Here is a 13,077-nt window from a genome sequence, read left to right as displayed (position 1 = left end):
TTCTAGCTGTTATTTAGCAGCCAGGTTGGTCAATGCGTTCAGCTTACGAACATTGTTGGCAACCTTCTGGCGCTCGGCATTCGGCAGCGGGATCATGCCCTTGTCTGCCAGGTAACCTTCTTCGCCCCAGGCGCGGTCGTTGGTGAACTCGGCCAGGAACTGCTTGATGCCCGGTACCACGTCAACGTGCGCTTTCTTCACGTAAACGAACAGCGGACGGGAAACCGGGTAGCTGTTGTCCGCGATGGATTCGAAAGTCGGCTCTTGGCCTTCGATCAGGGAGCCCTGAACCTTGTCGGCGTTCTGATCCAGGAAGCTGAAGCCGAAGATGCCCAGTGCGTTCGGGTTGGCGGCCAGCTTGTTGACGATCAGGTTATCGTTCTCGCCCGCTTCTACGTAGAAGCCGTCTTCACGTACGTTGTGACAGATGGCTTTGTACGCATTCTTGTCAGACTTCTTCTTGGCAGCGATCCAGTCAAACTTCTTACAGCCACCTTCCATCGCCAGTTCAGCGAAAGCGTCACGGGTACCGGAAGTCGGGGGCGGGCCCAGAACTTCGATCTTCGCAGCCGGCAGGGTCGGGTTTACGTCTTTCCAGGTTTTGTACGGGTTAGGCACCAGAGTCTCGGAACCGTCCGGGTTCGGCACGTCTTTGGCCAGGGCCAGGAAGATGTCCTTGCGGCTCAATTCGAACGGCTTGGCAGTTTTGGCGTTCGCCAGCACGATGCCGTCATAACCGATCTGTACTTCAACAACGTCAACGCCGTTGCCGTTACACATTTCCAGCTCGGACTGCTTGATGCGACGGGAAGCACCAGTGATGTCGGCAGTGCTCTCGCCAACGCCCTGACAGAACAGCTTCATGCCGCCGCCGGTACCGGTGGATTCAACAACCGGGGTCTTGAACTGAGTGGCGCGGCTAAAACGCTCGGCAACAACAGTGGTGAACGGGTAAACGGTTGAGGAACCGACGATGCTGATGTGATCGCGCGCTGCCAGGGCCGCGTTGGAGGCCGCAATGGTCAGGGCCGCCAGGGCCGAAGCCAGGACTTTTTTACTCGCGGAACGGTTGTTCATGGTGTCTCCATAAGTGGTCGAATTATCTGCACGCGGAGCATGCTATTTCCAACTGGTGACGATTCTATGAATGAAAAGTTACAAACAGGTTACAGTCACACGCTCATTTCATGACCAATATTGGGTTACAAGTCAGTTTTGGCCAGAGCCCACACCGCGCTGGCGCAATTTCTGGCCAAAAGGTAGGCTGTGCCCCAGTGATAACAGAACAATAAAGATGATTTGAGAGTATTCACATGATGTTTCTGCTACGTGCCGCCGGTGCCCTGGACCGGTTTGCCGGTGGCTGCGGACGCTTTCTGGGCTGGTTCACGCTGGCCATGGTGGTCATTCAGAGTCTGGTGGTGGCAATGCGCTACGGCTTCGATGGCGGCTCCCTGGCCATGCAGGATGCAGTGGCTTATTTGCATGGCGCCGCGCTGATGCTCGGCCTGGCCTATGCACTGCAGTCCGGCGCCCATGTGCGCGTGGATGTCGTGTACCGCCGACTCTCGCCAAGAGGCAAAGCCTGGGTGGATGCGGTGGGCTGCCTGATCTTCCTGCTGCCACTGTGTGTGTTTATCGGTTACGGCAGCCTGCAGTTTGCCGCCAGCAGCTGGGCCGTGCAGGAAACCAGTAATAGCGCGGACGGTCTCGGTGGGGTTTACCTGCTCAAGAGCCTGATCCCGCTGGCCGCCGCCACCCTCGCACTGCAGGGGCTCAGCCAGCTGGCGCGCGCACTGCACACGCTGATGCAGGCCGAATCCAGCGATAACTTCTCCAATATCGTTACTACAGCAGCCGAAACGCCTGCCAAGCGAGAACCAGAACAGCAACCGCACCCACTGGTGCGGGAAGCTGCCGGGGAGGCCAGCGCATGATGGAGCTGATCCCCCTACTGATGTTCGTCGCCGTGTGTGCGGCGCTAATGGCCGGCTATCCGGTGGCATTTACTCTGGGCGGCACCGCACTGCTGGCTGCCGGGTTGGGCATTGTCGGCGGCGTCTTCGATGCCGGCCTGCTGCGCGCGTTTCCCGACCGCCTGTACGGCATTATGCAAAACGGCACCCTGATGGCGGTGCCGCTGTTTGTGTTGATGGGCGTGATGCTGGAGCGGGCGCGAATCGCCGAGGACCTGCTTGTGAACCTGGCGCGGGTATTCTCCGGAATCCCCGCCGGTATGGCGGTGTCGGTGGTGGTGGTAGGCGCGCTGCTGGCCGCCAGTACCGGTATTGTTGGTGCCACTGTCGTAACCATGGGCCTGATGTCCCTGCCCACCATGTTGAAGCGCGGCTATTCCCCCAAGCTCGCCACCGGCACCATCTGTGCAACCGGCACGCTGGGCCAGATTATCCCGCCGTCCATCGCCCTGGTGCTGCTGGGGGACACCCTGTCCAATGCCTACCAGCAGGCGCAGCTCTCGCAGGGTATCTTCAACCCGAAACCGGTGAGTGTGGGCGACCTGTTTATGGGCGCGATTATCCCGGGGCTGCTGCTGGTCGCTGCCTACATCCTGTATCTGCTGTTTATTGCGCGCCGCGAGCCAGCAACTGCCCGCAACACCAGTGAAGACGTCGACCTGCTGCAAACCCTGAAAAGCCTGTTCCCACCCATTGCCCTGATGCTGCTGGTGCTCGGCTCGATCATTACCGGCGCCGCCACCCCAACCGAGGCCGCCGCCGTGGGCGCGCTGGGTGCCGGTATCCTGGCCTGGGGGCGCGGCGCGTTGAACTGGTCCCGCGCCGGCGAAGTGGGGCAGAGCACCCTGCAGGTCACCGCCATGGTGTTCGCGATCCTGATCGGTGCCTCGCTATTCTCGCTGGTATTCCGCGGGTTTGGCGGTGAGGAAGTGGTTACCCACTTCTTCGAGAGCCTGCCGGGCGGCGTTGTCGGTGCGACCCTGCTGGTAATGCTGGTGATCTTCCTGCTCGGCTTTATCCTCGACTTTATCGAGATCACTTTTGTGGTGGTGCCGATTGTCGGCCCGGTACTGCTGGCCATGGGCCTAGACCCGGTGTGGCTGGGAGTGATGATCGCCCTGAACCTGCAGACCTCGTTCCTCACCCCGCCATTTGGCTTCGCACTCTTCTATCTGCGCGGTGTGGCGCCGGTGGAAGTGGCAACAGGGGCCATCTACCGCGGTGTGGTGCCATTTATTGCCATTCAGTTGCTGGTGATGTGCCTGCTGGCCATGTGGCCGGCACTGGCCACATGGCTGCCGAGCTATATGGCATCCTGATGGGTTTTCGAAGCGCACAGCGCCAGCCCGTCTACCCGCGGGCTCGCGTTAGAAGGTGTACGCAACACTGGTCATTTAGTGCCCAGATTGTGTTAAGATGCGCCACCCGAGGCGGCGACCAAAATTCCACCGCCGGGCCAATAAGTCTAAGAATTTGTGAGCACCCGTGATGTCCGCCATTGATGAAGAACCGCAACCAAGCGGAACCCTGACCCTGCAGACCCAGTCCATGCCCCGGGATACCAACCCCCAGGGTGATGTTTTTGCCGGCTGGCTGATGTCGCAGATGGACGTCGCCGGTGCCATCCTCGCCCAGAGCATCGCCCGCGGCCGCGTGACCACCGTCGCCGTCGGCAGCATGGTATTCCTGCGCCCGGTACCGGTTGGCTCCACGGTAAGCTGCTACGCCGAAGCGGTGGAAGTAGGCCGCTCCTCCATCAAAACACTGGTCGAAGTCTGGCTGACCCGGGTAGATACCGGTGAGCAGGTAAAAGTGACCGAAGGGGAATTTGTGTTTGTGGCCATCGACGACCGCGGCCGCACCCGCCCGCTGCCGTAAGCTTCGCAGAAGCCGTTAAAAAATGACAAAAAAGGGGCCAAACGGCCCCTTTTTTAATGCTGGTTAATTTCGCGCGTCTTGTAGTACGCCTCTTCACTGATCCGGTGATACGGAATTACCTGCGCTTCAAAATCTTGGAAGGCCTCATACACCCGGTTGAACTGCGGATCTTTGGCCGCGGTTTCCCGCATGATGCCCTGATTGATTTCCTTCAGGTGCGCGATAACCTCGTCCGGTAATTTGCGCAGCTCCACACCGTGCTCTTCCACCAATTCTTTGAGGGCGCGGTTATTGCGCGCGGTGTATTCATCGAGCATATCCTGGTTGGCATCGCGCGCAGCGACACGCACGATGGCCTGCAGGTCTTCTGGCAGTTTCTCGAATGCGGTTTTGTTGATCAGGATTTCCAGTACCGAGCCCGGCTCGTGCCAGCCCGGGTAGTAATAGTATTTGGCGATCTGGTGGAAGCCGAAGGCAAGGTCGTTGTAGGGGCCTACCCATTCGGTCGCATCGATCACGCCGGTCTGCAGGGCGGTATACAGTTCACCACCGGGAATGGTCACGGCGGTGCCGCCGGCGCGGTTCAGGACTTCGCCACCGAGCCCCGGAATACGCATCTTCAGGCCTTTCAGGTCGTCAACGGAATTGATTTCCTTGTTGAACCAGCCCGCCATCTGCACACCGGTGGAGCCGCCGGCCATGGGGATCAGGTCGAAGGGTTCATAGAGTTCTTCCCACAGTTCCAGCCCGCCGCCGTAGTGCAGCCAGCCATTCATTTCCTGCGCATTCAGGCCAAACGGCACCGCGGTAAAGAACTGGGCCGCGGGGATTTTGCCCTTCCAGTAATAGGCCGCACCGTGGCCGGCCTCCGCCGCACCGCTGGATACCGCACCGAACACGCCCATGGCGGGCACCAGCTCACCAGCACCGAAGACCTTGATCTTCAGGCGACCGTTGGACATGGCGTCGACGTTCTTGGCGAAACGCTCGGGGGCACTGCCGAGGCCGGGGAAATTCTTCGGCCAGGTGGTAACCATTTTCCACTCAAAGGTCTGCTGACCGGCATTTTCCAACGCGGTGACGGTTTGTTCCTGGTCAGAGCGGGAAATCACCAGGCTGCCAAAGGTCAGCACCAGCAGGGCAAGCAGGCCCAGAATAACGGGGGGGTACCAGTTTATTTTTTTCATGTCCGTTTGAATTTTTATTGTGTATTGGCCCCGGGCACCTGGCCCGGGGTGGTGGATGCAATATCACGCATCCAAATTTTCAGCGCTCAGCACTACTAGCTCAACTCTGTTAACAGTACTTACAGCGGCTGCAGCTTGGCCATGGATACTACCAGCCATTTACTGCCGGCGTCGTCGAAGTTGACCTGTACGCGCGCGCGCGGACCGGAACCTTCAAACTGCATTACAGTGCCTTCGCCAAACTTGGCATGGTCCACACGGCCGCCCAGAGCCAGCGGCGGCAGGTCGTCGTCGAATTCTGGTGCCGGGTCGGAAAACTGACCGGCGCTGCCGCCAAATTTCCCATAGTTAGGCTGGAATAGCGGTTTGGAGATTTCGGTTTTCAGGCGCACCTCGTGGATATACTCCACCGGAATCTCACTCACAAACCGCGACGGCTTGTTGTAAGTCTCGCTGCCGAACAGGCGGCGACTTTCTGCATAGGTGATGTACAGCTTCTGCATGGCGCGGGTGATACCCACGTAACACAGGCGACGCTCTTCCTCCATGCGCCCGGGTTCCTGGGCCGACATTTTGTGCGGGAACAGGTTCTCTTCCACACCGGCCATAAATACCAGCGGGAATTCCAGCCCCTTGGCGGAGTGCAGGGTCATCAGCTGCACCGCATCTTCAAACTCGTCCGCCTGACCTTCGCCAGCATCTAGTGCGGCGCTGTCGAGGAACTGGTTGAGCAGAGGGATTTCCTCCTCGTCCACCGCCTCACCATCGGCATCCGCAGTGGGAATACCATCGAAGCCGCGGCAGGCACTGACCAGTTCCTGCAAGTTTTCCACGCGGGTCTGGCCTTTCTCGCCTTTTTCCTTGCCGTGGAATTCGATCAGGCCGGTCTGTTCAATGGCCAGCTCGGCGATGTGGTCGAGGGTCTTATCGGTGCTCTCTTCGTCCAGCGCGTCGATCAAGCTGAGGAAGTTACCCAGAGCATTGCCGGCGCGGGCGGCCAGCACCTTTTGCTGCAACATCTTTTCCGCCGCGCTCCACAGGGAGCAGCCGTGCTCGCGCGCGAACGCCCGCACCGTATCCACGGTACGTGCGCCAATACCGCGCGTGGGCGTGTTGACGACACGCTCGAACGAGGTGTCGTCGTGGCGGTTGGTCATCAGGCGCATATAGGAGAGCGCATTCTTGATTTCCATGCGCTCGTAGAAGCGCTGGCCCCCGTATATACGATAGGGCACCTGCTCACGCAGCAAGCCTTCTTCCAGCACCCGCGACTGGGCGTTGGAACGGTACAGAATTGCAATGCTGTCGCGGCGGTTGCCATCGCGCACCCAGTCCTGAATACGCTCCACAATAAAGCGCGCCTCATCCTGTTCGTTGTAGGCGGAATACAGGGAGATAGGCTCGCCCTTGTCGCCCTCGGTCCACAGTTGTTTGCCGAGGCGGCCGGAGTTGTGCGCGATAACGGCGTTGGCCGCGTTCAGGATGGTGCTGGTGGAACGGTAGTTCTGCTCCAATCGCACCGTCTGCACCTCTTTCAGGTCCGCTTCGAAGTGCTGGATGTTCTCGATCTTGGCACCGCGCCAGCCGTAGATTGACTGGTCGTCATCGCCCACCGCGGTGATGGCACACTGGTCGCCGGCAAGCAGGCGCAGCCACGCGTATTGAATGGTGTTGGTATCCTGGAATTCGTCCACCAGGATAAACGGGAAGCGGCGGCGGTAATGCGCGAGGATGCTGTCATTGTTCAGCAGCAGTTCGTGGGCGCGCAGCAACAGCTCGCCAAAGTCCACCACGCCGGCGCGCTGGCAAGCCTCTTCATAGGCACTGTAGATACGCACCATGGTCTGCAGCCAGGGGTCGCCGGTCAGCTGGATATACTGGGGACGAATACCCTCATCCTTCTGCGCACCGATCCACCACTGGGTTTCCCGCGGTGACCACTTCTTCTCGTCGAGGCCCAGCTCATTCTGCACCCGCTTGATCAGGCGCAGCTGGTCGTCGGAATCGAGAATCTGGAAATTCTGCGGCAGCTTCGCTTCCTGCCAGTGCGCACGCAGCAACCTATGGGCGAGGCCGTGGAAGGTACCCACCCACATGCCAAAGGTGTTTACCCCGAGCAGCTCCTCGATTCGCCCGCGCATCTCGCGCGCGGCCTTGTTGGTAAAGGTCACCGCCATAATGGAGTAGGGCGACGCCCCTTCCACCTGCATCAGCCAGGCGATACGGTGCACCAGCACGCGGGTCTTGCCCGAGCCGGCACCGGCCAGAACCAATTGATTGCCCGGAGGCGCGGCCACAGCTTCGCGCTGGGGGTCGTTGAGGGGGTCTAAAAGTTCAGATACGTCCATGGGGCGGATTGTATCAGAGGAAGAGCCATTCACCTGTTTATATGAACAGGTTTTTCAGATAGACATTGGTCGACGTTAAGGCGCTGGTGTCGGGTATGCCTGTGCGAGACCTTCCGCGAGAGGGACCTCGCGGAAGAGCCCCCAGGGATGGGTTTAGGGGGGGCGCCTAGCCCGTGCTCACACAGGCATACCCGGCGGCAGTGCCGCCACGAGAGCACGATCAAGCAACACCAACACTCGCCAGCACCGAGCCATGCCGCTAAACTGCACAACTTGAACCATAGAAGGTGTTGTCGTGAAGCCAGCGGAAGTCACGCAAAAAATCAGCGAGCAGCTGAGTTCCATGCGCAAATCGGAGCGCAAGGTTGCGGAATATATCCTCGCCAATCCGGGCGAAATCATTCATATGCGTATTGTCGATCTCGCCACTGAAGCACAGGTGAGCGAACCGACCGTGGTGCGCTTCTGCCGCGCCGTGGGCTGCTCCGGCTTCCAGGAATTCAAGCTGAACCTGGCCCAGCAGCTGGCTTCCAGCCCCAGTTTTGGCCAGATCGCAGTCACCGAAACCGACTCCATCGCCGAATACAAACGCAAGGTGTTCGACTCCACCGTCGATACCCTGCTGAACGTGCGCGACAAGATTGACGGGCGCGCCCTGGAAGCGGCAATTTCCGCCATCGCCGCCGCCAAGCGCGTGGAATTCTTCGGTTTTGGCGCCTCCGGTGCCGTGGCCGCCGATGCCCAGCACAAGTTCTTCCGCCTGCAGATGGCCACCGCGGCCCACTCCGATCACCATATGCAGAGCATGTCGGCCATGAGCATGCAGCCCGGCGACGTAGTGGTTGCCATTTCCCAGAGCGGCCGCACCTCATCGTTGCTGCGCTCCATGGAAATGGCCAAGCAACAGGGCGCCACCGTTATTGGCCTCGGCCCCAGCGGCTCGCCGATGACCCGCCAATCCAGCATTCCCCTGGAAGTGGATGTAGAGGAAGACATCGAACTCTACACTCCGCTCTCTTCCCGCATCGCCCACCTGGTGGTGATCGACGTGCTCGCCATCGGCGTTGCCCAGCGCAAGGGCCCGCAGCTGCAGGAACATCTGCTGAAGCTGAAACAGGGTCTGTACAATTTGCGCGAAGAGAAACACTAGAGAAAAGCACCAAAAGCGGCTATCTGCTGCGAACGCGCTGCTCTTGGCAGCGCTTATCCCGCCTTAGTAGAAAACTACTCACCGCATATTCCCCAGCACCCATGGCATCAGCCGGGCGCGCCCGCTACTATGCCGCCGCCCGCAGACAATATCTGCCAATAACTATGCTTTGAGCATCGGCTCGCGGGCTCCCACAGGCGCTGGCGCTGTGCCCGTAGTTTCCCTATTTACCGGTTTGTTATGCCCCCGAATTTCTTCGACGCCGACGGCCGTCCGCCGCGCTGGCTCGCTCCCTGTCTCGCCGCCCTGGTTGCGCTGACGCCGTTTGCCATCGATACCTATCTGCCGGCGATTCCCGCGATGGCGGTCGCGCTGGGCGTGGAAGTCGCACAGGTGCAGCACTCGGTTTCCAGCTATCTGCTGGGCTTTGCCTTGGGGCAGTTGTTTGGTGGACCCCTGTCGGACCGCTGGGGGCGTATTCTGGTGGGTACCATTGGTCTCAGCGTGTTTATCGTCAGCACCACGCTGATTCTGTTTGCCAACAGCGTGGAAATGCTGGTGGCGCTACGCTTCTTCCAGGCCGCGGGCGGCGGTTTCGCTACGGTTATCTGCGGCGCCATCGTGCGCGATCTGTACCACGGCCGCGAGGCGGCGCGCATTATGTCGCTGATTGCCACCATGATGCTGATTGCGCCGATGGTGGCACCGGTGATCGGCTCCACCCTGCTGACCTTTGGCGACTGGCACGCGATCTTTATCTTCTTGCTGGTCTACGGTCTGGCGATGATGGTACTGGTGCGCGGCATTTTGCCGGAAACCGTGTCGCGCTTTCGCCGCGCGCGGCGCCAGCGCCAGCCCCGCCGCAGCATGTTTCAGGGCTACGCCGAAATTTTCCGCACCCCGCGGGCACTGGGCTTTTTGTTCGGGCAGGCGTTTGTCAGCGGTTGCATGTTCATTTACATCACCACCGCACCGTTTGTGTTTATGGAGCATTTCGGGGTCAGCCCGCAGACCTTCCCGATTCTGTTTGGCAGCTGCGTACTGGGACTGGTGATTCTGGTGCAGCTGAACATCCGCCTGCTGAAGGTCTTCGAGCCCCGCCAGATCCTGCTGGCGGGCATCGCGCTGCAACTGGTGTTTTGTGCGCTGTTGCTGGCCAGCACCCTCTACTACGGCGCACAGCAACCATTGCTGGCGTGGATGATTCCATTGGTGCTGGCAATGGCCACCATCGGCCTGATCACGCCCAACTCGGCAGCCTGTTATCTGGAATTCTTCCCCTCGATCAGCGGCACCGCCAATGCGCTGTTCGGCGCCTCGCTGTTTATCTTTGGCGGGGTACTTGGTGGGACGGTGAGTGCGGTGCACACCGGCACCCTGGTGCCGATTGCGCTGGGCATGTTGTGCTGCTCAGCCGCTGCGCTGTGCCTGGTGCTGTTTGTGGCGAAAGCGCGACGGCCGATCGAGATATCTGAGAGGAAATGAAGGCCCGGGTTAAATCAGCCCTTCGGCCTTGAGCGCTTTCTGCACACCCGGGCGCTGGGACATGCGTGCGGCAAAGGCCGCCAGCTTCGGCCAGGCACTGGTGTCCACGTCGACAAACTTGCACCAGTTATACACAGTAAACAGATAGGCATCGGCGATGCAGAAGTCGTCGCCCATCAGGTAATCGCCCGCCATGCTGTCCTCGATGTACTGAAAGCGCTTGGCGAGTTTTTTACTGGCCAGCGCCTTTTCGTCATCGGTGCCGCCCCAGAACAACGGCAGGAAGGTCTTGTGCACCTCGGTAGCCAGGTAATTCAGCCACTCCAGCACCCGATAGTGCGCCAGCGAGCCATATTGTGGCGCCAGGTTTTGCTCCGGCTTCTGTTCGGCAAGAAACTGTACGATGGCCGGGCCTTCGGTCAGCAGTTCGCCACCCTCGAGCCGCAGCGCGGGAACCTGCCCCTTGGGATTGACCTCGGCAAAATTGCCACCGCCATCCATCTCCTTGGTTTTCAGGTTGACCTTGCTCAGCTCCAGATCGATCCCCGCTTCGCAGGCAACAATATGAGGTGACAATGAGCAGGCACCGGGGCTATAGAACAATTTCATCGGGATCTCCAAGACCGGAAGGTTGCCCCGAGTATAGCCGCGCGCTTGACCAGGCCAAGAACCGCATTTGCCTTCAGGCAATCATCTCAGGAAACGCGAGGAATAGAGCGAACGCACCTTGTACAGTAAGGTTTTCTTCTTACGTAAGTATTTATTGCCATTAATCACGGTGCGCAATGTGTCGCGTATTTTATCCCGATCACCCTGCACACCAGCGGCATCCATAAACTTGAAGAAATCTTCTTCCAGCGCCTCCATACGCACAGTCACCCAGTTCTGACGATGTCGCAAAAAGAAATCGACATTGTCCTGAACCGTGTCCACCATCAGTCGACAGGCATCCAGCGCAGTTTCCATATCGGGCTTCTTGCGGCACATCAAAATACCGTGATAGAAGTGACGCGCGATACAGATCACGCCCTGCCAGCGATCACGATAACTCCGCGCTATCTTCTCTGGGTCGCGGGTCAGGTGGACATAAAATGTATTCTCATCGTCATACATTTTATCCAGTGAACCAAGAAACCATACCAGCCGATTATCCGATTCAATATGGTTATCCGGATAATCCAGCCGCCCTTTGACCATGCGCTCATGAGTCTCATGGCCAGACGTCATACCTTCAATATGGGTACAGGCTTCGGCGAACGTCGTAGACCCCGAACGTCCCGTCGTTAATACAAAAATCCGCATATCAATCTCTTACAGCAATTAAGTTGCTCACAAACTCAGCCCCAGTTCCGCCGAGCAAAAAGCCAGACAGGAGGAGTAAGTACTCACTTTCGAGCAAAAAACCTGCAGGATGATACTCTGACCGCGCCATATTTATCTACCGACGCGGTCACGGGTGGAGGGTTAGCCCGGTTTGTGTCCGGTTGTTGCGCGTTCAGACACCGCGACCGTGGGGCGCCGCGTAATCCAGCTCCGGGCCCACGGGCACAATGCCGGTGGGGTTAATGTTCAGGTGACTGGCGTAATAGTGGGTTTTGATATGGTGGAAATCTACCGTTTCCGCAGCCCCGGGCCACTGGTACAGCTCACGCACATACCCCCACAGGTTGGGATAATCTGCCAGACGCTGCTTGTTGCACTTGAAGTGGCCGTGGTACACCGGATCGAACCGGACCAGTGTAGTAAACAGCCGCCAGTCCGCCTCGGTGATGCGATCCCCGGTTAGGTAGCGATTGTCCGCCAAGCGGCGCTCCAATTGCTCAAGCACCTCGAACAGGCGATGGTACGCCGCCTCGTAGGCCTTCTTGCTGGTGGCAAAGCCTGCACGATACACGCCGTTGTTGACGTTTTCGTATACCAGCGCGTTGGTGGCGTCTATATCCCCGCGCAAATCCTCGGGATAGAAATCCTGGTCATCTCCGGTCAGATCGTTGAACGCGGTATTGAACATGCGGATGATTTCCGACGACTCGTTACTGACGATGCAATTGCGCTGCTTGTCCCACAGCACCGGCACCGTCACCCGCCCGGAATAATCACCGCGATTGCGGGTGTACACCTCGTACAGGAATTCGCTGCCAAACAGCGCATCGCCGCTGCTGCCTTCCTCCTGATTGAAGGTCCAGCCGTGCTCGTGCATGTAGGGGCTGACCACGGACACGGTGATGTAGTCTTCCAATCCTTTTAGTTTGCGGAATATCAGCGTGCGGTGCGCCCAGGGGCAGGCGAGGGAAACGTACAGGTGGTAGCGGCCCTTTTCCGCCGCGAAACCACCCTCACCACTAGGGCCGGCACTGCCGTCGGCGGTCACCCAGTTGCGCAGCTGCGCCGCTTCACGCTCAAACTCACCACCGCTTTTGTCGGTTTCATACCAGCGATCTTTCCACTCGCCTTTAACCAAGAGTCCCATGATTGTGCTCCGTGTAGAGGTTGTGATTGGCGATCAGCGGTTTTTCACTTTCGCCATGGCGTGATCAAAGCTGAATTTACCCGCGCCGGCGCATGCCAGGATCAGGAAGCCGCCAGCGATGGTGATGTTTTTCATAAACATTATCTGCTGCATCTGGTCGCCAGGTACGTTGTGAAACAGCCAGGCACTCAGTGCACAGAAGACGGCGAATGCCAGCGCTACCCAGCGGGTGAAGAAACCGAACAGAATCGCCAGGCCACCGCCCAGCTCAAGCAGAATAACCAGCGGCAACAGAATGCCGGGCACGCCCGCGGCCGCCATATATTCCTGGGTTCCCGCGTAGGCGCCAATCTTGCTGTAGCCGGCAACGATAAACATCACCGAAATCAGAATACGCCCGATCAATTTGCCGAAATCACACAGTGCACCGTTTTGCATAGCAGAGTCCTCGTAAATAGCCGTCGAGACGGAAAGTGTATGGAGTGACAACGCTGTTCAGTGTAATTCGACTTTTCGAAACAAAAATCGCAAATTATCGGCACGAATTTACGATTTTTTCGGACTTTGACGTGGTGTTTCCCCA

The 13,077-nt window shown here is 58.8% G+C and carries 12 protein-coding genes; 5 read left to right on the top strand and 7 right to left on the bottom strand.

Going from position 1 to position 13,077, the window contains the following annotated elements:
- Positions 1 to 9: 9 nt before the first annotated feature.
- Positions 10 to 1,077 carry a PstS family phosphate ABC transporter substrate-binding protein gene (locus KUV22_RS10685; protein WP_261319379.1) on the bottom strand — a complete coding sequence of 356 codons (1,068 nt, stop codon included), beginning with the start codon at positions 1,075 to 1,077 and terminating at the stop codon, positions 10 to 12.
- 236 nt (positions 1,078 to 1,313) lie between these two features.
- On the opposite strand from KUV22_RS10685, the gene KUV22_RS10680 reads away from it, so the two are divergent.
- The 3 genes from KUV22_RS10680 to KUV22_RS10670 all read left to right on the top strand — a co-directional run bounded on the left by KUV22_RS10680 (position 1,314) and on the right by KUV22_RS10670 (position 3,854).
- On the top strand, positions 1,314 to 1,937 hold the full coding sequence (locus KUV22_RS10680) for a TRAP transporter small permease subunit (protein WP_261319378.1): 624 nt from the start codon (positions 1,314 to 1,316) through the stop codon (positions 1,935 to 1,937).
- On the top strand, positions 1,934 to 3,295 hold the full coding sequence (locus KUV22_RS10675; RefSeq protein ID WP_222230950.1) for a TRAP transporter large permease: 1,362 nt from the start codon (positions 1,934 to 1,936) through the stop codon (positions 3,293 to 3,295). Before KUV22_RS10680 ends, KUV22_RS10675 begins: the two co-directional genes overlap by 4 nt.
- Before the next feature lie 169 nt (positions 3,296 to 3,464).
- Positions 3,465 to 3,854: an acyl-CoA thioesterase gene (locus tag KUV22_RS10670; protein ID WP_010130297.1), complete on the top strand. Its 390-nt coding sequence runs from the start codon at positions 3,465 to 3,467 to the stop codon at positions 3,852 to 3,854.
- 53 nt (positions 3,855 to 3,907) lie between these two features.
- On the opposite strand, the gene KUV22_RS10665 is transcribed toward KUV22_RS10670, so the two are convergent.
- Both KUV22_RS10665 and uvrD read right to left on the bottom strand, forming a co-directional pair.
- Positions 3,908 to 5,041 (bottom strand): TRAP transporter substrate-binding protein, encoded by a 1,134-nt coding sequence (locus KUV22_RS10665; RefSeq protein ID WP_222230948.1) that lies wholly within the window; start codon positions 5,039 to 5,041, stop codon positions 3,908 to 3,910.
- A 119-nt stretch (positions 5,042 to 5,160) separates the two neighbouring features.
- The gene (uvrD, locus tag KUV22_RS10660; RefSeq protein WP_077407842.1) at positions 5,161 to 7,389 is read right to left on the bottom strand and encodes a DNA helicase II; all 2,229 of its coding nucleotides are present in this window, start codon (positions 7,387 to 7,389) and stop codon (positions 5,161 to 5,163) included.
- Between the two features lie 295 nt (positions 7,390 to 7,684).
- On the opposite strand from uvrD, the gene hexR reads away from it, so the two are divergent.
- Both hexR and KUV22_RS10650 read left to right on the top strand, forming a co-directional pair.
- Positions 7,685 to 8,539: a transcriptional regulator HexR gene (gene hexR, locus KUV22_RS10655; protein WP_010130290.1), complete on the top strand. Its 855-nt coding sequence runs from the start codon at positions 7,685 to 7,687 to the stop codon at positions 8,537 to 8,539.
- Positions 8,540 to 8,779: 240 nt separating this feature from the next.
- Positions 8,780 to 10,024, top strand: a complete 1,245-nt coding sequence (locus tag KUV22_RS10650; protein ID WP_222230946.1) for a multidrug effflux MFS transporter — start codon at positions 8,780 to 8,782, stop codon at positions 10,022 to 10,024.
- A gap of 9 nt (positions 10,025 to 10,033) precedes the next feature.
- Here the strand turns inward: KUV22_RS10650 and gstA are convergent, their stop codons facing one another.
- From gstA to KUV22_RS10630, 4 genes are all read right to left on the bottom strand, one after another.
- Positions 10,034 to 10,633 (bottom strand): glutathione transferase GstA, encoded by a 600-nt coding sequence (gene gstA / locus KUV22_RS10645; RefSeq protein WP_222230943.1) that lies wholly within the window; start codon positions 10,631 to 10,633, stop codon positions 10,034 to 10,036.
- Between the two features lie 81 nt (positions 10,634 to 10,714).
- Complete coding sequence (locus KUV22_RS10640; protein WP_222230940.1) at positions 10,715 to 11,326, bottom strand: hypothetical protein; 612 nt, start codon at positions 11,324 to 11,326, stop codon at positions 10,715 to 10,717.
- 193 nt (positions 11,327 to 11,519) lie between these two features.
- The gene (locus KUV22_RS10635) at positions 11,520 to 12,494 is read right to left on the bottom strand and encodes a glutathione S-transferase family protein (RefSeq protein WP_222230938.1); all 975 of its coding nucleotides are present in this window, start codon (positions 12,492 to 12,494) and stop codon (positions 11,520 to 11,522) included.
- A 33-nt stretch (positions 12,495 to 12,527) separates the two neighbouring features.
- The gene (locus KUV22_RS10630; RefSeq protein ID WP_077407850.1) at positions 12,528 to 12,932 is read right to left on the bottom strand and encodes a DoxX family protein; all 405 of its coding nucleotides are present in this window, start codon (positions 12,930 to 12,932) and stop codon (positions 12,528 to 12,530) included.
- Positions 12,933 to 13,077 lie beyond the last annotated feature (145 nt).

Source organism: Microbulbifer agarilyticus (assembly GCF_019800665.1).
GTDB classification, from domain to species: domain Bacteria; phylum Pseudomonadota; class Gammaproteobacteria; order Pseudomonadales; family Cellvibrionaceae; genus Microbulbifer; species Microbulbifer agarilyticus_C.
The sequence above is the reverse complement of the archived record's forward strand: the minus strand, read 5'-3'. Positions and strand labels throughout refer to the sequence as shown.

Bases quoted from the DNA above. Each gene is read 5' to 3' on its own strand.
- KUV22_RS10685 (WP_261319379.1), bottom strand. From the start codon at position 1,077: ATGAACAACCGTTCCGCGAGTAAAAAAGTCCTGGCTTCGGCCCTGGCG.
- KUV22_RS10680 (WP_261319378.1), top strand. From the start codon at position 1,314: ATGATGTTTCTGCTACGTGCCGCCGGTGCCCTGGACCGGTTTGCCGGT.
- KUV22_RS10675 (WP_222230950.1), top strand. From the start codon at position 1,934: ATGATGGAGCTGATCCCCCTACTGATGTTCGTCGCCGTGTGTGCGGCG.
- KUV22_RS10670 (WP_010130297.1), top strand. From the start codon at position 3,465: ATGTCCGCCATTGATGAAGAACCGCAACCAAGCGGAACCCTGACCCTG.
- KUV22_RS10665 (WP_222230948.1), bottom strand. From the start codon at position 5,041: ATGAAAAAAATAAACTGGTACCCCCCCGTTATTCTGGGCCTGCTTGCC.
- uvrD (WP_077407842.1), bottom strand. From the start codon at position 7,389: ATGGACGTATCTGAACTTTTAGACCCCCTCAACGACCCCCAGCGCGAA.
- KUV22_RS10650 (WP_222230946.1), top strand. From the start codon at position 8,780: ATGCCCCCGAATTTCTTCGACGCCGACGGCCGTCCGCCGCGCTGGCTC.
- gstA (WP_222230943.1), bottom strand. From the start codon at position 10,633: ATGAAATTGTTCTATAGCCCCGGTGCCTGCTCATTGTCACCTCATATT.
- KUV22_RS10640 (WP_222230940.1), bottom strand. From the start codon at position 11,326: ATGCGGATTTTTGTATTAACGACGGGACGTTCGGGGTCTACGACGTTC.
- KUV22_RS10635 (WP_222230938.1), bottom strand. From the start codon at position 12,494: ATGGGACTCTTGGTTAAAGGCGAGTGGAAAGATCGCTGGTATGAAACC.
- KUV22_RS10630 (WP_077407850.1), bottom strand. From the start codon at position 12,932: ATGCAAAACGGTGCACTGTGTGATTTCGGCAAATTGATCGGGCGTATT.